Origin of the sequence: Afipia birgiae 34632 (genome assembly GCF_000308295.2) — a bacterium.
In the GTDB taxonomy this organism is placed as follows: domain Bacteria; phylum Pseudomonadota; class Alphaproteobacteria; order Rhizobiales; family Xanthobacteraceae; genus Afipia; species Afipia birgiae.
On the sequence record NZ_HG326652.1, the window covers coordinates 222,519 to 243,436 of the forward strand.

Here is a 20,918-nt window from a genome sequence, read left to right on the forward strand (position 1 = left end):
CGGAGAAGCCTATGAGAAGGATTGTCATTACTGCGACAGCTATGATCCTCACTGCCGCGGCTAGCATGTTTAGCGCTTCCGCAGCCGAGAAGCTCAAGGTCGGTTTCATTTATATCGGCCCGGTCGGCGATTTCGGCTGGACCTACCAGCATGAGCTTGCACGCCGAGCCATGGTCAAGGAATTCGGCGATAAGGTTGAGACGACCTTTCTCGAAAACGTCAGCGAAGGTCCGGATTCCGAACGTTCGATCGAACAGCTTGTGCGCGCGGGCAACAAGCTGATCTTCACGACGTCCTTCGGCTACATGGAGCCGACGCTGAAGGTGGCCAAGAAGTATCCCAACGTGCGTTTCGAGCACGCCACCGGCTACAAGCGCGACAAAAACATGTCGACCTATTCCGGCAGGTTCTATGAGGGGCGTTACATTCAGGGCATCATCGCCGCCAAGATGTCGAAGACCGGCGTACTCGGCTATATCGGCTCGTTCCCCATCCCGGAAGTCATCTCGGGCATCAACTCCACGATCCTCGGCGCGCAGACGATAAACCCCAACATCAAGGTCAAGATTATCTGGGCGAACTCGTGGTTTGACCCTGGCAAGGAAGCCGACGCCGCAAAGGCACTCCTCGATCAGGGCGCCGACGTCATCATGCAGCACACCGATAGTCCGGCGGCGATGCAGATCGCGTCAGAACGTGGCAAATGGGCATTCGGCCAAGCTTCCGAAATGATCAAGTTCGGACCGAAGGCGCAGCTCACTTCGACCCTGCATAACTGGACGCCCTACTATATCCAGCGCGTCAAGGCCGAGCTTGATGGCACCTGGAAGTCGGAGGACACTTGGGCTGGCCTGAAGGACAAGATGGTGGTGATGGCGCCCTACACCAACATGCCAGACGACGTGAAGAAGTTGGCTGAAGATACCGAAGTGGCGATCAGGGACGGCAAATTGCTCCCCTTCAAATGTCCGGTCGTCGGCCAAGACGGCAAAGAGGTGGAGTGCAAGGGCGGTCACCATCTCGACGACGGCCAAGTGCTCGGCATGAACTTCTACGTCAAGGGCATCGACGACAAGATTCCTGGCAAGTAGCGCTAAGCTAGCTGTCCCGAGAAGATCGAGTCCGGACGGTGACGTCCGGACCCGGTTTTTCGCCATGATCTCATTGCCCCTGCATCGTACGCGCGGCGGCGCTGTGGCGGCGGACCAGGTCCGATACGTCGAGCCCAGGGATCGCACCATCGATCACCACCCAGTTTCCACCGACCATCACCCTATCGGCGCGATGCGCGCCGCATAGAACCAGTGCGGCGAGCGGATCGCCGTGGCCGGAGAAACGTAGTTCGTCGAGCTTGAAAAATGCGAGGTCAGCGGCCTTCCCGACCGAGATCTCGCCGAGTTCGGGGCGACCGACGCATGCCGCTGAACCTTTAGTAGCCCAGCGCAGCGCGTCCTTGTGGCTGACGCGGCCGACACCGTAGCGTGCGCGCTGCAGCAAAAATGCGGAACGCACCTCCTGCATCAGGTTGGAACAGTCATTCGACGCGGAGCCGTCGACGCCGAGCCCGATCGCAACGCCAGCGTCTTCCATATCGCAAATCGGACAGCAGCCGGATGCGAGCAACTGGTTGCTGCAAGAGCAATGGCTGATGCTGGTCTTGGCACGGCCCAGCCGCCGTATTTCCTGTGCGTTGAAATGAACGCCGTGGGCGAGCCAGGTCCGCGCATTCAGCCAGCCGCATTGCTCGAGATAATCGAGCGGACGGCAGCCATAAATCTGTACGCAGTATCGGTTCTCATCCTCGGTTTCGCCTAGATGCGTGTGCATCCGAACATCCAGCCTGTCAGCCAGAACAGCGGTCGCCCGCATCAAAGAGGTCGTCACCGAAAACGGTGAGCACGGCGCCAGCGCGATCTGCACCATAGCATCTTCGCCTCTTTCATGAAATTTCGTTACGACGCGCTCGCTGTCAGCGAGAATCGTGTCCTCATCCTGAACGACACTGTCGGGAGGCAAGCCGCCGTCTCGCTGCGACCGGTTCATCGAACCGCGCGTCAACAGCACTCGAAGGCCGAGCCGCTTGGCGACTGCAACCTCGATGTCGACGGCATCCTCGATGCCCGTGGGAAACAGGTAGTGATGGTCTGTAGTGGTGGTGCATCCGGACAGCAGCAGCTCCGACATTGCCACGGTAACGGCGAGGTTCAGCGCCTCTGGCGTCACCCTCGCCCAGATCGGGTACAGCGCCTGCAGCCACGAAAACAGCTCGCGATCGAGCGCCGCTGGCAGCGCCCGCGTCAGGGTCTGGAAGAAATGATGATGGGTGTTGATCAGTCCAGGTAGCACGGCGTGATCGCGTGCTTCATAAATTTTAGTATTCACCGTCGTGGGTAGATGGCCCGCTGGCACCAGTTCGACGATCTTGCCGTTCTGGACGACGACGCCACGTTCCGCGCCATCGGCGAGAATGGTCAGTGGATCTTTGATCCAGATCGCGTTGCTTTGGTCCATGGCTGTAGTTTCTCCGTCGGATTGTAAGTCGGCTCAAACGGGCACAACTAGAAATCAGCGGGTTCGCAGAAGCTGCCGCAGCCGGTTTGTCACCGCGGGTGATGCCCCCAATTTAGCTCCCGCTTCTGGAACGACGCGTCACGATCTCCGCAATGCGCTTTACCACTCGATCCCATGAGAGACCTTTGCATCTACTGCGATCTCGGATCTTTGTGACTATAGACGGCGCGACGCCGTTGTACCTTCTCCGATTCCGGGAAGATCTTTCGAAATAAGCGACAAATGGCAATTCTCGCGATGCCGCGGGCGCATCCGTTGAACGCTACGCTCGATCCAATCTGCGGCGAGGTATGTCAGGGCAGACCACGGGCTACTGAGGCTTGTCTATGTGTTGGTGCTGTGACCGGTGGCTGCGACGGTGAAGACGTCGCGCGTTGGATTGTAGTCGAGGCCGAACTTGTTCTGCTAATAGCGATAGGCGACCCAGAGGTCGACGGAGTGCGAGTATTTCTGGCCGATAAAGGCCTTGCTGGCATCGAACGTCACGCCGGCTGACGTCTACTTCGGCGGAGAGGCGACGATCCTCGCAGAACGCAACCGGATCAAGCTTGTCACCATCGCAAACCCGCCGCTCGCAGCATTGACCGCAGGCTGCTTAAACTCTAACCCTGATGACTAAAGCCTCCCTTTTCGAACAGCCTGATCAGGCTCCAATTATCTGACGACGGACAGTCTCAATGGTGCTGGCGGGGACACTCGCTGCCGAGCAAACGGAGGTTCGAGGTGGCCGGGAAGCTGTTGCGCATTATGCTACTTTCCGGGCCGAAGCAGCGTCGGCGGCAAATACTCTGACGAGTTCAGCGGCCGTGAGAGCCGCAATGACTGCCGGGCGCTTGTCGCGCACCAAGCTACCGCCGATCGGGCAGACGATGCGTGCGATGTCGCGGCGGGAGACGCCCTGCTGAAGAAAGGCAGTCATGAATCGCTTCCGCTTGCTGTGCGAGCCAATAATACCAAGATAACCGAAGTCCCCGCGCTCCAACACTGCGCTTGCGATCAGTGCATCGAACGAATGGCTGTGGGTCATCACTACATAGGCGGCATTGGCCGGCGCCGCCTCGACTTCGACTAGCATGCGGTCGGTCAAGATAATGGTCACGCCATCGGCTTCGAAGCCCGAGAACTCTTCGGGCCGGCTGTCGATCAGCCGCACCGAGAATGGGAGCAGCGATAGAGCGGTGGCCAACGCCTTGCCGACGTGTCCGGCGCCAAAGATCTGAACGACGGGGTATGCGGCGCGCTCCATCGCTTCGGCAGCTGCAAGACGCTCCAGCGTGTCGGCTGTCGCCCGTTCGATGAGGAGAGTGACATGTCCGCCGCAACATTGACCGATGCCGGGGCCGAGCGGAATAGCGAGTTCGTGCCGCTCCAGGTCAAGGTCGAGCAGTTTGCGTGCCTCGGCGATCGCTTCCCACTCGAAGCGGCCGCCGCCGATAGTGCCGGCGACGCGGTTTTCTGTGACGAGCATCGCGGCACCCGCTTCGCGTGGGGTCGATCCGCGCACTTCGGCAACTACGACCAATGCTGCTGCAGTACCCGCTGCCAAGTGGGCAGCAAGCTCGCTCGAAAGGGCTGCACTCAAGCTGTGTCTCCTGTTGAGGTCGACTTCAGGGCAATGCGCAACCGCTCGATCGCATCGAGGACCCGCTCGGGAGTTGCTGGTGCGTCGAGCCGCGGACAGATCCGATAATTGGCGACGCTCGCCACGGCATCGGAGAGGGCATGAAGCACGGAAATGGCGAGCATGATGGGCGGCTCGCCCACAGCTTTTGACCGGAAAATCGAATCCTCGCGATTGATGCCCCCCCGGTGGAGGGCGACGTTGAAGACGCGGGGTCGGTCACTGCAGGCTGGAATCTTGTAGGTCGAGGGCGCATGCGTGCACAACCGCCCATTGCCGTCCCACCACAATTCCTCGGTAGTCAACCAGCCCATGCCTTGGACAAAGCCGCCCTCGACTTGGCCGATATCTACCGCCGGGTTCAGAGAGCGGCCGGCATCATGGAGGATGTTGACGCGCTCCACCCGGTATTCACCGGTGAGAGTATCGACCGCGACTTCGCTGCAGGACGCGCCGTACGCGAAGTAATAGAATGGGCGGCCTCGGCCTTGCTTCCGATCCCAATGAATTTTCGGCGTTTTGTAGAAACCAGTTGCGGAAAGCGGGATGCGTGCCATGTAGGCCTGCTTGATCAGTTCGGTAAATGGTACCGTTCGGTCGCCGATCATTACGTGGTTGGGGAGGAAGACGATCTCGGCCCTCGGCACGCCAAATGTCTTGGCCGCGAAGTTGATGAGGCGTTCCTTGATCGTTCGCGCCGCCGCCTGCGCGGCTTTGCCGTTGAGGTCAGCACCTGACGAAGCAGCGGTAGCTGACGTGTTCGGAACCTTGCCCGTTGTGGTGGCGGTAATCTTCACCTGCGCGATGTCGATTTGCAGTTCCTGGGCGACGATCTGAGCGACCTTGGTGTGGAGGCCCTGGCCCATCTCGGTGCCGCCGTGATTGATCTGCACGCTGCCGTCCGTATAGACGTGCAGCAGAGCACCAGCCTGGTTGTAATGGGTTGCAGTGAAAGAGATGCCGAACTTCACCGGCGTCAGCGCAATGCCGCGTTTGATCACACCTCCGGTAGCGTTAGCGTCGCGGATGGCTTGGCGCCGCGCTTGATAGGCGCAGTCGCGCTCCAGTGTCTCCACCAGATCGAGGATAATGTTGTCCTCAACCTTCTGGTGATAGGGCGTCAAGTCACGGTTGGCGCCGCCATAGAAATTGCGCTTGCGCACGGTTAATGGGTCGAGGCCAGTGGCATAGGCGATCTCCTCGATCAGACGCTCGCCACCTATCATGCCCTGCGGTCCACCGAAGCCGCGGAAAGCGGTGTTGGAGACGGTGTTGGTCTTCAGAGGTTCCGAGACCAAACGCACAGACGGATAGAAATAGCAATTGTCGGCATGGAACAGGGCGCGGTCGGTGACTGGGCCGGAGAGATCAGAAGACCAGCCGCAGCGAGCAGCAAAGGTCATATCGACAGCCTTGATGCGCCCGTCATCGTCGAACCCCACTCCATAGTCGACGACGAAGTCGTGGCGTTTGCCGGTAACAATCATGTCGTCGTCGCGGTCGGGCCGGATCTTGGCTGCGCGCTTCAGCTGCTTCGCGACGATAGCGGCGATGCAGGCAAATTGGTTGCCCTGCGTCTCCTTGCCGCCAAAGCCCCCACCCATGCGGCGCACCTCGACGGTTACCGCGTTAGACGGCACGCCCAGCGTCAGCGCCACCATGTGCTGAACTTCGCTCGGGTGCTGGGTAGAGGAAAAGACGGTGACCTCATCCCCCTCGCCGGGAATGGCGAGGGCGATTTGGCCTTCCAAGTAAAAGTGATCTTGTCCACCGATCCGCATTCGTCCAGAGAGGCGGCGGGGCGCCGCCGCGAGGCCTGCTATCGCATCGCCGCGTGCCAGTTTGAGCGGCTCGGTCACAAATTGGCCGATAGGTTTTGCGGTGTCGATATCGAGTACCGCAGGCAGATCCTCATATATGATTGCGGCCAGGCGCGCGGCGCGGCGCGCCTGCTCCCGCGTTTCGGCGGCGACGGCGAAGATCGGCTGGCCAAGAAATTCGACCACTCCTTCCGCCAGCAGCGGCTCGTCATGCTTGTGCGTCGGACTGACGTCGTTCTGGCCAGGAATATCAGTGGCGGTCAGAACCGCGACTACGCCGGGAGCTTCGCGCACCCTGCCGAGGTTGACGGCGGTGAGACGAGCATGCGGCCGTTCGCTGAGGCCGAAATAGACATGCACCAGCCCATTGGGAGTTGGCATATCATCGACGTAAATCGCCTCGCCGGTGACATGGCGTCGGGCGCTGTCGTGGGGTTGCGCAGTGTGCACGACGCCGAGCAGAACGTTCCGCTCGTTCTTAGACATGGGCAAGCTCCTTGGCGCCGACCAGGCGGGTTTCCTCTGCCGGGAGCATCAGTTCGACGTGCAGGCGCTCGATCAGGTTCTGGGCGACGCGCGTGCGATAGTTGGCGCTCGCCCTCATGTCGCTGATTGGCGAGAAGTCCTGCGCCAGCGCGCTCTTGACTGCAGCTACTGCCGTTTCGTCGAAGGAGCGCCCTGTCAAGACCCGTTCGACCGCCGCGGCGCGCATCGGCGTGGCCGCCATGCCGCCGAATGCGACACGCGCCTCGACTACGCGGTCGCCGTCAAGGCGAAGCAGGAAGGCCCCCATCAACGCCGAAATGTCCTGATCAAAGCGCTTGCTGATCTTGTACGCTCGGAAGCGGGCGTCGGCCAACGGCTTCGGCACGCTGATTCGTTCGACAAATTCGCCAGGACCACGATCCTGCTTGCCATAGGCGACGAAGAAATCTTCCAGCGGCAACGAGCGCTGTTTCGCGCCGCACCTGAGATGCAGCGTCGCGCCGAGTGCAACCAGCGCGGGGGAAGCGTCCCCGATCGGCGAGCCATTGGCAATATTGCCGCCGATGGTGCCGACGTTGCGGATCTGGGTTGAGCCAAGCCGGCGGAAGATCTCGCCGAGATCGGGATAGTACCGGGCGAGAAGAGTGGTGGCGTCGGCGTACGTTACTGCCGCACCGATTTCAATGGTGTCGCCGGTGTCGTCGATGTGTTGCAGGTCGCGAACCCGGCCGATCCAGACCACAGGATCGAGCTTGCGCATATGCTTGGTGACCCACAAGCCGACATCGGTTGAGCCAGCGACAATGGTGGCGTGCGGCGCGGCCAGCAGGAACTCGGCGAGCGCATCCATCGTGGCCGGCGCGTAGAAGGTGCCGGCGACGCTTTCGATCGAGATCGTTTCCTCGTCGCGCAAAATCTCAAGGCGGGAAATCGTCTGCGCCTCCCGCTGATCGAAACAATCAGCGTTTGTGCCGGCGCAAACACGCTCGGCAGCCCGGACGATCGGCGCATAGCCCGTGCATCGGCACAGATTCCCGGCGAGGGCATCGTTGATCGCGTCTTGGTTCGGGACGGCATCCACACTCTTCGACAGCGCGAAAAGAGACATTACGAAGCCGGGCGTGCAAAAGCCGCATTGCGAGCCGTGGCAGTCGACCATAGCTTGCTGCACCGGATGCAATTGCCCGTCGGAACCCGCCAGATGTTCTACTGTGAGGAGCTGACTGCCATCAAGGGAGCCGACGAACTGGATGCACGCGTTGACAGCCTGATAGCGCAAGCGTCCGCGGTCGGGGCGAGCGAGTACGACAGTGCAGGCGCCGCAATCGCCTTCGTTGCAGCCTTCCTTGGTACCAACGCGCCGTTCCTCGAGACGCAACCAGTCAAGGACCGTCATGGTCGGGGCAAAGCTGTTGATTTCACGTAGCTCGTCACCTAAGAGGAACCGGATACACCTTCTCATTTGCGAGGTCCATCTTGCAGAGAAACTTGGGTTAGTTGTCTCGACAGGTGCCAAGGTTGTCGTAATTCCACAACAGAGGTCAGCGGGCCAACATACGCGGTGAGATGTCGCGATGCTAAGCCAGTTATGCTCTCCTTCCTGCGGCCTGCTCAGTCGCGCCAGGCTATCTTAATTATTCAGGCGCCCGCTGGCACCTGTTGCGATCAGAACATAACACCGTAGCCCAATACGGCCTTGTAGTTCCCGAAGAAACATTTTCGCAATTTCTCGAAAGATGTCTGCCCAGATCCACCGCGTCGCTGACAATGACGCCTCGCTCTGGGCGGGAGTTGCATTGATCTGCCCCCCTTTGAAGCGGTCCTCCCTGAAGTATGATTTCGGATGGAGGATAAGATCGATGGCAAGGGAGAGGCATACGGCTGAAGTTGCGACGCTGCGGCAGGTTGACGTGCTCATGGCACGGGGGCGGCAGGTTGGAGACGCGGTGCGAACGATAGGCGTGACAGAAGTTACGTATTATCGATGGCGGAACGAGTACGGCGGCCTGAGGGGCGATCGGGTGAAGCGCTTGAAGGAGCTGGAGACGGAGAACGCGGACGGTCAATAAGAAGCGTGTCGAGCGGATCTGGCGATGTGAGGGCTGAAAGTCCCAGCCAAACAGCCTAAGCGAGGGCGTCTGTTACTCAACGACGGTTCGTGTATCCGGCTGCGGCCGGAGCGCCCCACCATGTCTGGTTCTATGACTTCGTCGCTGATCGCAGCCTTGATGGCGAACCGCTTCATTGTCAAGGCGACTAATATATACCAATTTCAACGGCATATGAGTTCGCAGTTCTATTTAGACTGGCCCGCCATTTTGCCACCTACGAGACTGATAGCGTCTACGAAAACCCTCAACGTCGGAGCCTCTGTGGCTCTTGATGATAATGTCATTCCATTCCAGAAATATGCTTCCATTGGGAGGTTGCAACTATTCTCGTCGCATCGAGAGGGCTTGTCTTTGTAGCAGGTGACCGATCGATGAACTTCATGTGTGATTGAGTGCATGCCGTAGAGTGGGACAGCAGCAGATGATGCAGCCGATCCTGCCGCCCATGATAAGAGTATTGCCCGGCTTCGTCTCAACGTCTGATCGAGCGGCTATCGCGAGAAGAGCGGTGGTCGCGTTTCAGTGATGGGCCGAAACGCTCTTGACGCACTCAGACAGCAAATCACCGGACGCAAAATGGCTGACGTCACCCAGACTGATGATGCCAACCATCCGCTTGCTCTTGTTGATCACCGGCAGCCTGCGGACCTGCAGCTTCTCCATGTGATGCACCGCCTTTGGGAGATCATCGTCCTCCCGGCAACAATGGATGCCTTCGGTCATCACATCGCGCGCCGTTGCGCGGCCAGCATCGAAGGTGTTGCTCGCGAGCCCTTTGCAGACGATGTTGCGATCGGTCACGATCCCGATCAGTCGGTCGTCCTCCCCAATCGGAATGCAGCCGATGTCATGCCCCCGCATCAATTTCGCGAGCTCGGTGACAGGGGTGTTGGGGCTGACCCAGTCGACACCCTTGTGCATCACGTCTTTGACTTTCATCGCGAGCCTCCATTAATGGGTTCAAGTGCACTTGATGCAATGCAGCACGGCCCCGTTTTTCTCAACTATACAACCGATTGCGTGCGAGGTCGCAGAAGAAAGCATCATTCCTACGCGACCGGACCAGACAAGCGCTGTCGCTGCCGCCCTCCTGAACAAGTGACAGCGACTTCGCGGCCGGGATTCCCGCCCAACATCGCAAAGGTAATGGGCCGCGCGCATCCGACGCGAAGCCGCTTATGTCAGGTTTCCCCAAAGCCTGTGTAAGGCGTCAGCGCGATGACTTCCGCGTCCGGAACGGATTAGTGGAATCCTGCAAATCCAGGCGTGTCACATTGGACAGGGAACGGTTCTAGCCTGATAGTCTGCGTTGCTGCGCGCCTCCAGATGAGGTCAAAGGGAATGAAAGAGAAAAGGGACATCGTGGAAAACTGGCTGCCGCGTTACACCGGCACGCCGCTCGCCGAATTCGGAGAGTATGTTCTTCTGACCAACTTCGACAATTACGTCGAATGGTTCGCCACACTGCATGGAGGTTTAGTAAAGGGCGTAGATCGACCGATGCCTAACGTGACTGCTGATGGGATCACTCTGATTAACTTCGGCATGGGAAGCCCGAATGCCGCGACGGTGATGGATCTATTAAGCGCCATTGCGCCGAAAGCCGTATTGTTTCTTGGTAAATGTGGCGGGTTGAAACGCAAGAATCATATTGGCGACTTGATTCTACCGATTGCGGCCATTCGGGGCGAAGGTACCTCGAATGATTACCTGCCACCGGAGGTCCCCGCGCTGCCCGCGTTCCAGTTGCAACGCGCGGTGTCAACGATGATCCGCGATCTCGGTCACGACTATTGGACAGGTACTGTGTACACGACCAATCGTCGTGTCTGGGAACACGATGATCGCTTCAGGGATCTGTTGCGTCGTACACGGAGTATGGCGATCGACATGGAGACTGCAACAATCTTTGCTGCAGGGTTTGCCAATCACATTCCGACCGGGGCACTGCTTCTCGTGTCCGATCAGCCAATGATCCCCGAGGGTGTGAAGACCGAAGCGTCGGATCAGGTGGTGACCGCGAACTATGTCGAAAGGCATATCAAGATAGGGATAGAGGCCCTGAGGCTTGTGCGGCGCCGTGGCCGCAGCGTTAAGCATTTGCGTTTCGAAGACGATTTCGATGCATGAGACGTAAAAAGGCGTCGCGCCGCCGCGTGAACAGTTAAGCAGCAGCATGATCATCCCATTTCGGACAGCGACGGCCGTCGCGGATTGTTCGACCAGTCTGCCCAGCGGCAGAAATGACCGACAAATCCTCAGTCGTGCGCGCTAAAGCGCCCATGCATCGCGCCGGCGGTCAGGCGCGCAAACTGCGCGTGACTCAGATGAAGCAGCGTCTCGTGATCGCCAGCCTCCATGTAGATCTCCGGCTGTGCCTCGATGCTATCGTCGACGATGAGATCCAGCCCGTAGCATTTTCCGACGGCAGGAACTGCGCCGTGTGCACAGTCGCGGAACAGCTGATTGATCTCGGTTTCATCTGCCATGTCGACATTGTCACCGAGTTTTGTCCTCAGTTCCGACAGGCGGAGGTGATGCGATGCGGGCAGGACGGCCAGCATATATTCGCCGTCGCGCCGCAACACGATGCCCTTGGCAAGGCGATCGCCCGAGATATGGCATGCCTCAGCCGTGCGAGTGGACGTCATGCTGATTTCATGCGGGATCTCCTCGTATTGGATGTTTTCAGCGGCTAGGTATTTCTGGAGGGTGGGAGCAATGGACATGGCGTGACCTCCGGTGCAATACGCAAACCATCCACCGTGAAGTCTACCTGCAGACTCTCGCCGTACGATGGGCGGCTGCGTGACTATAATATCAACATGGGACTTCCATCCGCCAGTTGCAATCCGTCGTCGGTGACCAACTCTATCGCGAGATAGCCAGGATACTTGCGCTGTCGGCGGTAGAGTGCGCGAGCGCCGCAAATCGGCGCCCGGGACGTCGGATCATCAGAACCAAAAAGTCTGCGCCCCCGATCCGGATGCCTTGACGCGACCCGAACGGGAAATCTGCGATAGCGCAGCCGCCGAACGATGCGCTGGCCGAGAAATCCGGTTCCGCCAAACACGGTCACGATGCGAGCGTTCGTTGCCATCATGACTCAAACTCGCCGGATTGCGGCGACCACTGTTCATCGGAGCATCATACGCGCTCCGAGCACCTGTTGAAATGGCAGGCTGCTTGGAGTTGCTATTGGACCGAGAGCAAGGGCCGAGCGAAACTGAGTTCATGACCGTCAGGATCTGTGAGGTGGAAAAAGCGCTCACCCCATTCGGCATCGCGGGGCGCGGTCGTTGGCAGGCATCCTGTTGTGAGCGCGCGGTCGTACAGTGCATCAACATCGGTGACGTAAAAGATTGCGCGCCCCCACCAGAACCAGCGCCGCTCAGCAGGCTGGGCGATGAGGTTTAGATAGCTCGCCCCCGCTCGAAAGCTGGTGAATGACGACTCTTCGCCGCCATGCTGGACCTCAAACCCCAGGGCGCGGTAGAATCGGACAGCTCGCGACATTTCGTGCGTGGCCAGTGTGATTGCGCTGATCCCCTCGATCATGGATGGAGCTCTCCTGTTTCAATTCCCCGCGCCATTTGTAGCCGACACTGCTTCACCGGTCAGAATTCGTTCCTGACTCAAACTAACGTGATAAAGGCCTTGCTCCGCTCGAATCCTAATGGCCGGTAGATTGTCGGTTCATCTCTTCCAATAGCTCGCGCATTGCATCGAATTGTGTGCCAAACCCTTTCCAATCTCCGGATTTCAATCGCTCCATTGCCTGATTGTAGCGATCGAGCGCCTGCTGCGCTCGGTTCACCGCAGAGCCCGCGCTTGACAATTTCGCTGCATCGCTCGCCGTTGTCGGCGCGGTGCCTGCCTCTATGAATAGCGCCGACAAGGCCTCGGCAAGCGTTTCCTTCATGACGACGTTTTCGCCATAGGCCGCGATCACGCGCTTGAGCTCCGGCAAGTGTCCTTGCTCTGCCCGCAAATACAGTGGGGATACATAGAGGATCGAGTTCTCGATCGGGATTACAAGCAAATTTCCGCGGATCACCCGTGAACCCATCTGGTTCCATAGCGATATCTGTTGAGAGATCTCGGTGTTCTGATGAATCCGGGCTTCGATCTGGAACGGTCCGTACACGAGCTTCTCCTTGGGAAACTCGTAGACGATCAGTTTGCCGTAGTCGGGTGCGTCGCAGCGCGCTGCAAGCCATGCGATCATGTTGTCGCGGCGGCTCGGCACCATGGGAATCATGATAAAGAACTCAGCTTGTGTTTCTCCGGGCAGCCGCATGATGATGTAGTAAGGGACCATCAAGGCCGCGCTGCCATCGCTGTCCGGTTGGCGCGGGAATTGCCAAAGATCCTCGCGGTTATAAAAAACGTCGGCCGCTTCCATGTGGTAGGCCTGATAAAGCCGCGCCTGAATCAGGAAGAGGTCTTCCGGATAGCGGATATGCTTTTGCAAATCCGGCGGCATGGCCGCAAGCGGCTTGAACAATTCCGGGAAGATGCGCTGGTAGGTAGCGGCGATCGGATCCGTCGAGTCAATCAGATAGAAATCGACAGTGCCGTTATAGGCATCAATGACGATTTTCACAGAATTGCGGATGTAATTGAGATTGAGGTCAGGCGCAGGCTGCGCAGAGGGAAAATAGTCGCTCGTCGTATAGGCATCCTGCATCCAGAATATCCGCCCTTCACTGATGACCAGATAGGGGTCCCGATCAAGGCTCAGGAATGGGGTGATCGTGCGTACCCGCTCCCGAATATTGCGCCGGATCATGATTCGGCTGTCGTCGGTGATGTAGCTTGAGAGAAGCAGATTCATATCGTTGAAGTGGTGAGCGAAGACGATTTTCCGCAGCATCCCCGACAGCGGGACGCCACCGGCGCCGTCATAGGCGACGTAGACGTTGTCTTTTCCCTTTGGATAGTCGAATTCCAGCGTAGTTCCTTTGACGATAACGTAGTCGCTCTTCTGCTCCCCATAATAGATTCGTGGCTCGCGGATTTCGGGGCCTCCGTCCGCAACTGGAGGGATATCGCGCAAATAGAGGGGCGGGAGCCCTTCACTGCTCTTTTGGGTCACCGGGCTCATCACGGCACCGTTGCCGTGGGTGAACAGGAGGTGGAGGTTGACCCACGTCTGTGCGTTAGGCGGCAGCAGCGAGGACTTGAGCTCACGCGCCGAAAGCATCACGCTTTGATAGGTGCCGTTAAGCCAATAGCGATCTACATCCAGATTGTGAAGCTTGTAGTAGGTGCGAATTTCCTGCAGTTGCGCGTACGTATCCGACAACGGTTGCCAATCCCACAGTCGTATATTGTCGATAGTCGCTTTGTTGGATTCAAGCGCCTTTAAGGTGAGGTTCTGTTCGGCCGGGAATGGCTTTGCAGTGATCTTGTCAAGATTGTAGGCCTCCCGGGTCAGCTTGATGTTGCGTTCGATGTAGGGGCGCTCCAACTCCAGTTCATTCGGTTTGACGAGCAATCGCTGAAACAGTCCGGGGACCACGCCGGATAACAGAAGAGCGGCGCTAAAGACGAGAATCATCGCCGCAGTTGGGAGCCGGTAGGTGCGCACTCGCAGGTTCGCCCATGCTGCGAATGCTGCGACGATCGAAAGTCCGATCAGCAACCAGAGGACAGGTAGCTCGACATGGACGTCGGTGTAGCTTGCGCCGACCACGACTCCATTGTCGCCGTAGAGCAGCAGGTATCGATCGAGACCGTAGGACCATGCCTTCACGGCAAAGAAGAAGCCGAGCAGCACTGAGCCGTGGGCAATCGCTGTTGGCGACATCGATCGTTGCCGGGCGTGGTATTCGATGTCGCCGTGCGCCCAATAGATTAATCCAGCAAAGAGCGCGCTTATGAAAAGCGTGAGCAACATCCAATTTTTGACGGCGATATAAGCGGGCAGAGAAAACAGATAGAATCCAATGTCCTTGTCGAAAAGTGGATCGTTCGCGCCGTAGGGCACGTGATAGAGGAACCGTAGAAAAACGCTCCAGTTGCTGACCTCTCCCGAGGCTACAAGCAAAGCGACAAGTCCCGCGCCGACAGCGATGGTGAGAGACCATGGCAGCCGATTGCGCAGCAATTCCAGCAGATCGGATGATGTTGTAATGGCCGTAAGCTTCCATGCGAAGTGAGGCTGGGCTGGCTGCCGGGCAAACTTAAGTGCCAGCCGTGCGTTTGCCCAGATGATGATGGCAGTTGCCGTGAAGACTACAAAGAAGACGCCAGCTTTTGCACCGATCGTCGTCCAAAAGACATTCAAATAGCCGATCGCGGAAAACCACATCCAGTCGACCAGAGTGGCACTGGTGAGCCCCAGCAGGATTAGGCTGACAGCTCCGGCGATAGCCGCAGTAAGGAGCGCCACCACCACGTTCCGCCGCGGTGCTTGCCGCTCTGGCCCGGTGATCCCGATCGTCATAACTTCACTATAGCAGAAAAGCGAAATGCGATGACGTCCGTTGTGGATCTGTGTACCTGTCTTTTTACGAGATTCTGCCCACATTGGAACTGATGCACCCAACCAGAAGGGCGCGCATGAACAGCGATCTCGCAACGGTGTCTCGTCTCTACGAGATCACGATGGTCGGAGTGGCATGTGGCCCTCGCGTGACGTGGCGAGAATTGATCCGGGAGTCCAAGGCCATCGGGATCGACGCCGCCAATATAGTCCACCGCGCAATCATTCGAGGTGCACCGACAGTGGCTGCGCGATGTGATTCAGCCTGGGTTTGAAGGGAGTGGCGCCATGATTGATCTCTCCAACCTCGAAGCCCGTTTCGGCGCAGGAAATTATGCGCCGTTGCCCGTTACCATCGTCCGCAGTGAAGGGGTTTACGTGTGGGACGAGAGCGGGCGACGTTACATGGATATGATGGGGGCGTACTCGGCGGCCAGCTTCGGCCATTGCCATCCGCGTCTCGTTCAGGCCCTGACCGAACAGGCCCGGCAGCTCGACACGATATCGCGCGCCTATTTCAGCGATCGATTGGGACCTTTCCTGGCGCGGGCCTGCACCCTGACCGGCATGGATTTGGCGCTGCCGATGAACAGCGGCGCGGAAGCGGTGGAGACTGCGCTCAAGGCTGCGCGCAAATGGGCCTACAAGGTCAAGGGCGTGCTAGGCGATCAGGCGGAGATCATTACAGCAGAGGGCAATTTTCACGGCCGGACGATTTCCATCGTCGGCTTTTCATCCGTTGCCCAGTATCGCGATGGTTTTGGGCCATTCCCGCCCGGCTTCAGGCTCGTTCCGTTCGGTGACGCTGCAGCACTAGAGGCCGCGATCACACCGAATACTGCGGCCTTTCTGGTCGAGCCGATACAGGGTGAAGGCGGCATCAACGTGCCGCCGCCGGGTTACCTGGCGGAAGCCGAGCGCATCTGCCGGGCAAACAACGTGCTGCTGCTGTGCGACGAGATCCAAAGTGGTCTGGGACGCACCGGCCGACTGCTCGCGTGTCAACATGAAGGGGTCTTGCCAGACGGGTTGATGCTCGGCAAGGCGCTCGGCGGCGGGCTCCTGCCGGTGTCGCTGTTTCTCGCGCGTCGTGAGGTCATGGAGGTTTTCAGGCCGGGAGATCACGGCAGTACCTTCGGTGGAAATCCGATCGCTGCTGCGGTTGGATTGGCCGCTCTTGAAACGCTGATTGACGAGGCATTGATCGAGCGGGCTGCGGCTGTCGGCGCCCATCTTCTCAATCGGCTCGCATCGATCAAGAACCCGATCATCCGCGATGTGCGAGGCCGAGGTCTGTTCGCGGGGGTTGAACTGGATCGCGACGTTGCGAGTGCGGGCGCCGTGGTCATACAGCTATTGCGGGCGGGCGTGTTGACCAAGGATACCCACCGCAACACGATACGGTTTGCGCCGCCCTTGATCATTGATGAATCACAAGTCGACTGGGCGGTGGACCGGCTCACCGAAGTTCTGGAGGACGTCGCCAAAACGGATACTCTTCTCGGGTAATGATACGATCACACGAGGTCAATCGATGTCTTATCTGACGTCTGGGCGAGCGGAAGGTCATGGCCGAAGTTGATGGTGCTGGTAATCCGGCGCATATGGGCCTTCCATGCATCTGAACCTGGCTCGCGTCCACCGCCGGTTTCCTCTTCGCCGCCGAATGCGCCGCCGATCTCTGCGCCGGAAAGGCCGATGTTGACATTGGCGATGCCGCAGTCGGAACCCCTGATCGAGAGAAATTTTTTGCACTTCGTGCATATCGGTGAGAAGATCGAGGATGCCAGCGCCTTATCGAACTCCGAATACCTCAAAACGTAGAGAATCGGCGCAAACGTCTCGTCCGCATCGCTGGCTACTACCCGCCTGGCTCGAGCCGGAATGCCTCCGTATCTTGGCGGCAAGATTCGACCGATCGATTTTTCGGCCTATGCGTGCACCTTCTGCATGGCGCGCCACTCAGCACTCATCTGCGAACCCGGAATGGCCCCGTTTCGGCGGGCCAGGACCGCTCTTTCGAGTGCGTCTTTGCTGCCTTTGATCCGGATCGTCGATCTCGATCACGTCGATGAGGGATTGCAGGTAGGTTTTGCGGAGCGGGATCGATCCAGAGGTAAAGTTCTCACGCATGCTGCGGCCGGAACGCTCAAGCAATGCCGGGTCGATCTGGATGGCTTGTGCTGAATGCGATTGGTACGTTCGAGCGCGGCTTTGGCACGATCCCGATGCCGTCTGCGATCAGCCGATAGAGCTGCTTGAGCTTCTCATCGGCATCGGTGACGTCGCACTGCAAAGCGGTCACGCGGGCATTTACCGCGTCCGCCATTTCCGAACGCCGCGATGCCAGCGAGGACAAGATCGTGGCCAGACGCTCCGGCTAAAACAGTCGTTCGGTCATGTGGGTAGTGACGAGATTGTCGAGCTTGTCCATCAGCATCGACCGGCGTTTGCAGGCCGTCTTTCTCTTTCGGGCGCAGGTCGAGCACGCATAGTAACGATGGACGGAACCGGTCTTCGAGGTACCGCGCGCAGCGAACGATCTTGACAGGCGCCCGAGGCCGGCGATGCAGTCCGATAGCTGAGGCGTGCTGGCAGCCGGTGTCTGTGTCGCATTGCTGAAGATAGAGCATATGTGCAATGTTTTTGCTGCGTGCCGGATGGGGTCGGGAATGTTGGACAGCGAAATCAATGTCGAACCGCTGAGACGGTTGATTGAATCTTGGCGGGCAGATCCTGGCGCGACTTATCGCGGCTGGTTTTTGTGGGAGGAGCGACTCAAGAATTTTCGGTCCATTCGACGTGGCATCGAGCAGGTGGTCCGCGAGATAGAGAAGGGATCTTTCGGTAATCTCTACAAGGGCTCGTCGCTTGAAATTGCTGTTAAGTCCGTGGCGGAACAGCGCCAGATATTCAAGGGTGCGGACCATGCCTTTCTGTGGAAGCCGAAGCTGCGGATTCCGGACATCTACGAAAACGCAGAAAACCAGCGCGCATTCGGCCGATTCCTGGATACCAGTGCTTGCTGTTCAACCGAGGTCCAGGTCTTAGAGGCCATCGCGGCTCTGGAGAGATGCCAAATCAAGGGACTGGGACCTGCAGCAGCCAATCTCCTCTATTTCCTGCATCCCACCATCGCGCCGCCGTTCAACACTGCGATCGTCAAAGGATACAATTCGGTAACGGGTGCGAAGGTCAGGCTCGGCAGTTGGCCTGATTATCTTGCAATGCGGGTAGGCATGCTCCGGTTGAATGCACGGTATCGCGACCTCCTGTCGAATGACCTTGGCGCGGTTGCCGGTCTCCTGTTCGACGTCGGATCGGGACGATATCCGGCGCCGCCCAAAGAGGGGGCGGACGGGCTGGATACCTGGGCACGGGATCTCGACGAGATCCGGTCCAAGGCTGCCGTCCAAACAACCGGTCCGAATGGCGAAACTGACCGAACGCACACGGAAATCCAGGGCTGGCTGCGTGATGTGGGCCTGGGTCTTGGATACGATGTTTGGATCGCCGCGAATGACCGCAGTCGCGCGTACAATGGCGGGCGATTGTCGGACGGATGCGTCGGTGATCTCAGGCCGTTCGACGGCGGCACCGCTGGCATGGACGCCGTTCGGCTGATCGATGTGCTGTGGCTCGACAAGGGCGAGGGTGCCATTCACGCCGCCTTTGAGGTCGAACATACGACATCGATCTACTCTGGAATCGTCCGAATGTTGGATCTCGCTCTCGGGCCATGCGGCAGCTTGCTTAAGAGCCTCTATCTGGTGGCGCCTGATAGCCGCGAAGCGGAAGTGCGGGCTCAGGTCGCTCGCCCGGCATTTGCTGCGGTCGCCAATCTGGACGTCCGCTTTCTTGCCTACAGCGAGCTCGAACGCCACCGGGAAGCGATCATTCGTTTCGGAGAAGGATTGAAGGCAATCCGATCAGTTTCGAAGGCATTGACATGACCTGATCGGCTTGGAGTGGCAACTGGTTGCGTCTGGCCTTCCGAACCGGAGGCCATTTCCCAACCGATGATGCCGCGACAAAATTACTGTATCCAGCTTTGAACCGCGCCGCGGCCGAGTGGAAACGCCCGCCGCGCGAATGGTCCGAGGCGAAGACCCAGTTCGCCGTCGGCCGGCATGCCGTCGGTACACACTAGCGGCGCGCAATCGGGGGCCCAGCGATCCGCGGCGATCGCAACTAGGTTGGGATTTTCACAGACATGGACCTTGCGATCCGCCCCGTCCCATGACGGCGGGGAGTGCAATAGCGACCGTACTCAAATTAGGCCACTGCAAAAATCAAACTAAACCACTACGGAGTGAATACTGAATCGAGCAAGAGAGCCTTTATTTCGTGTGCTGAGATCGCTCTTCGACCGGCCAGATATTCCGGGTTCGCAATAACAAGCGGGCCGTCATTTGGATCGTCGGTGATGCGACCATGCGATCCGCGTACCAAGGATGCGTCCAAGGGAATGACATCCATCAAGGCCCGAAATCCCAACTTGCGAAGAATCAGGCGCTTGCCGATCGCAAGTTTGGGCGAAGCTATTCTTGGATCGAGAAACAGCTCGACGGGATCGTATCCCGGCTTACGATGAATCTCTACGGTTCGCGCGAAATCCGGCGCGCGGCTGTCATCGTTCCAGTAATAGTAAGTGTACCACGATCGCGCATCGGAAATTGCGACGAGTTCGCCTGCGCGAGAATGGTCAAGACCGATTGCAGATTTGTCGGAGCTATCATAGACGTGTTCGACGCCGGGCAGTTCCTCAAGGAGTGCCCGCACCTTGGGTTGTAGTTGCGGGTCCGCCACATAGACATGCGCGATCTGATGGTCAGCCACAGCGAAGGCTTTCGATGCTATCGGATCGAGCAGCTCGCCGCCGTCTTCCTCGCGCACTGCGAGCAGGCCCGCATCGCGCAAGGTTCGATTGATGTGGATTGGCCTATCGACATTGGTGATGCCGTATTCCGACAGTATGACGACCGCCCGCCCGCTTGCCCGAGCAGCGTCGGCAAGGTCGCCGGCAACCCCATCGATCTCCGAGAGGGACCTCTGAACCGCTGGATGAGTCACGTTCGGGCCGAAGCGCTGCAGGTCGTAATCGAGATGCGGGAGGTAGGCGAGTGTTAGGGTCGGATTGCTCTCCTGCATAACAATCTTTGTCGCTTCTGCAATCCAGCGCGTCGATGCGATTGTCGTTGCCGGCCCCCAGAACTGAAACAACGGAAAGGGGCCGAGCCGTTCGGTTAGCCTCTCTCGCAAACGATCCGGTACCGTATAGCAATCGGGTAGTTTGCGACCGTCCGCCTTGTAGATCGGCCGTGGCGTCGCGCCGACGTCATGGCTCGAAGCCATGTTATACCACCAGAACATGTTGGCGCACGTGAAGGCAGGGTCGCGCTTCTTGCCGGCCTCCCAGACTTTCTCTCCACACACCAGACGATTGGATTGGCGCCAAAGTAATATCTCCATCTGATCGCGAAACAGCCAGCCATTGCCGACGATGCCGTGATCGCGTGGCGTCAAGCCGGTCATGAAGCTTGCCTGAACGCTACATGTGACTGCCGGTGTCACGGTATCTAGCGTCGCCATGCCATGACGCGCGAAAGCGGAAAGCCGCGGCGTATGGACACCCAAGTGATGCGGTGTCAAACCAACCACGATCATCGCGAGGACCGGTTTCAAGGCGTCTTTCTCCCCGGTGAACAGATCGCGTTTCAACTCGCTTTTGCCGCGATCTCGTTTCGTTTGGCTGCACTGCAGCGACGTAAATCAGCTTGCCAAACTGCCAAGCGAAATGGCACGTTGTCCAGAGAAAC

At 58.7% G+C, this 20,918-nt stretch carries 15 protein-coding genes and 3 pseudogenes; 6 read left to right on the plus strand and 12 right to left on the minus strand.

The window, feature by feature from the left end; genetic code table 11:
* The first annotated feature begins 41 nt into the window (after positions 1 to 41).
* Positions 42 to 1,091 (plus strand): BMP family ABC transporter substrate-binding protein, encoded by a 1,050-nt coding sequence (locus tag BN32_RS01005; protein WP_019195375.1) that lies wholly within the window; start codon positions 42 to 44, stop codon positions 1,089 to 1,091.
* A gap of 70 nt (positions 1,092 to 1,161) precedes the next feature.
* Here the strand turns inward: BN32_RS01005 and BN32_RS01010 are convergent, their stop codons facing one another.
* Positions 1,162 to 2,511: an 8-oxoguanine deaminase gene (locus BN32_RS01010; RefSeq protein WP_019195376.1), complete on the minus strand. Its 1,350-nt coding sequence runs from the start codon at positions 2,509 to 2,511 to the stop codon at positions 1,162 to 1,164.
* A gap of 526 nt (positions 2,512 to 3,037) precedes the next feature.
* Here BN32_RS01010 and BN32_RS26640 point away from each other — a divergent pair.
* A complete protein-coding gene (locus BN32_RS26640) occupies positions 3,038 to 3,190 on the plus strand; it encodes a hypothetical protein (RefSeq protein WP_156946939.1) in 153 nt (50 codons plus the stop codon).
* 126 nt (positions 3,191 to 3,316) lie between these two features.
* Here BN32_RS26640 and xdhC read toward each other — a convergent pair whose 3' ends face one another.
* Genes xdhC through xdhA form a run of 3 tightly spaced genes read right to left on the minus strand, consistent with a single transcriptional unit; the run spans position 3,317 to position 7,960 of the window.
* The gene (xdhC, locus tag BN32_RS01015) at positions 3,317 to 4,153 is read right to left on the minus strand and encodes a xanthine dehydrogenase accessory protein XdhC (protein ID WP_051488425.1); all 837 of its coding nucleotides are present in this window, start codon (positions 4,151 to 4,153) and stop codon (positions 3,317 to 3,319) included.
* Positions 4,150 to 6,498 (minus strand): xanthine dehydrogenase molybdopterin binding subunit, encoded by a 2,349-nt coding sequence (gene xdhB / locus BN32_RS01020; protein ID WP_019195378.1) that lies wholly within the window; start codon positions 6,496 to 6,498, stop codon positions 4,150 to 4,152. The genes xdhC and xdhB overlap by 4 nt, the downstream gene beginning before the upstream one ends.
* The gene (gene xdhA, locus BN32_RS01025) at positions 6,491 to 7,960 is read right to left on the minus strand and encodes a xanthine dehydrogenase small subunit (protein ID WP_040425317.1); all 1,470 of its coding nucleotides are present in this window, start codon (positions 7,958 to 7,960) and stop codon (positions 6,491 to 6,493) included. The genes xdhB and xdhA overlap by 8 nt, the downstream gene beginning before the upstream one ends.
* A 397-nt stretch (positions 7,961 to 8,357) precedes the next feature.
* On the opposite strand from xdhA, the pseudogene BN32_RS26650 reads away from it, so the two are divergent.
* Positions 8,358 to 8,731 (plus strand): annotated as a pseudogene (locus tag BN32_RS26650) (transposase); the annotation flags it as partial.
* A gap of 397 nt (positions 8,732 to 9,128) precedes the next feature.
* Here BN32_RS26650 and BN32_RS01035 read toward each other — a convergent pair.
* Positions 9,129 to 9,548, minus strand: coding sequence for a CBS domain-containing protein (locus BN32_RS01035; protein ID WP_019195382.1), 420 nt, complete (start codon positions 9,546 to 9,548; stop codon positions 9,129 to 9,131).
* A gap of 402 nt (positions 9,549 to 9,950) precedes the next feature.
* Here BN32_RS01035 and BN32_RS01040 point away from each other — a divergent pair, with 402 nt between their 5' ends.
* Entirely contained in the window at positions 9,951 to 10,739 is a 789-nt protein-coding gene (locus tag BN32_RS01040) for an AMP nucleosidase (RefSeq protein ID WP_019195383.1), read from the plus strand.
* A 128-nt stretch (positions 10,740 to 10,867) separates the two neighbouring features.
* On the opposite strand, the gene BN32_RS01045 is transcribed toward BN32_RS01040, so the two are convergent.
* The 3 genes from BN32_RS01045 to BN32_RS01060 all read right to left on the minus strand — a co-directional run bounded on the left by BN32_RS01045 (position 10,868) and on the right by BN32_RS01060 (position 15,060).
* Positions 10,868 to 11,338 (minus strand): aminoacyl-tRNA deacylase, encoded by a 471-nt coding sequence (locus BN32_RS01045; protein ID WP_040425319.1) that lies wholly within the window; start codon positions 11,336 to 11,338, stop codon positions 10,868 to 10,870.
* 466 nt (positions 11,339 to 11,804) lie between these two features.
* Positions 11,805 to 12,167, minus strand: coding sequence for a VOC family protein (locus BN32_RS01055; RefSeq protein WP_019195386.1), 363 nt, complete (start codon positions 12,165 to 12,167; stop codon positions 11,805 to 11,807).
* 115 nt (positions 12,168 to 12,282) lie between these two features.
* Positions 12,283 to 15,060: a UPF0182 family membrane protein gene (locus tag BN32_RS01060; RefSeq protein WP_019195387.1), complete on the minus strand. Its 2,778-nt coding sequence runs from the start codon at positions 15,058 to 15,060 to the stop codon at positions 12,283 to 12,285.
* A gap of 327 nt (positions 15,061 to 15,387) precedes the next feature.
* On the opposite strand from BN32_RS01060, the gene rocD reads away from it, so the two are divergent.
* Positions 15,388 to 16,608, plus strand: coding sequence for an ornithine--oxo-acid transaminase (rocD, locus tag BN32_RS01065; protein WP_019195388.1), 1,221 nt, complete (start codon positions 15,388 to 15,390; stop codon positions 16,606 to 16,608).
* An 8-nt stretch (positions 16,609 to 16,616) separates the two neighbouring features.
* On the opposite strand, the pseudogene BN32_RS01070 reads toward rocD, so the two are convergent.
* Both BN32_RS01070 and BN32_RS01075 read right to left on the minus strand, forming a co-directional pair.
* Positions 16,617 to 16,946: pseudogene (locus tag BN32_RS01070) on the minus strand (aldehyde dehydrogenase family protein); the annotation flags it as partial.
* Positions 16,947 to 17,248: 302 nt separating this feature from the next.
* Entirely contained in the window at positions 17,249 to 17,428 is a 180-nt protein-coding gene (locus tag BN32_RS01075; protein ID WP_019195390.1) for a hypothetical protein, read from the minus strand.
* A gap of 343 nt (positions 17,429 to 17,771) precedes the next feature.
* Between BN32_RS01075 and BN32_RS01085 the strand changes: the two genes are divergently transcribed.
* Positions 17,772 to 19,052, plus strand: a complete 1,281-nt coding sequence (locus BN32_RS01085) for a hypothetical protein (protein ID WP_019195392.1) — start codon at positions 17,772 to 17,774, stop codon at positions 19,050 to 19,052.
* A gap of 218 nt (positions 19,053 to 19,270) precedes the next feature.
* Here BN32_RS01085 and BN32_RS27515 read toward each other — a convergent pair.
* Both BN32_RS27515 and BN32_RS01090 read right to left on the minus strand, forming a co-directional pair.
* Positions 19,271 to 19,357: pseudogene (locus BN32_RS27515) on the minus strand (hypothetical protein); the annotation flags it as partial.
* 47 nt (positions 19,358 to 19,404) lie between these two features.
* Complete coding sequence (locus BN32_RS01090) at positions 19,405 to 20,784, minus strand: alkaline phosphatase family protein (protein WP_040425808.1); 1,380 nt, start codon at positions 20,782 to 20,784, stop codon at positions 19,405 to 19,407.
* Between the last annotated feature and the right edge of the window lie 134 nt (positions 20,785 to 20,918).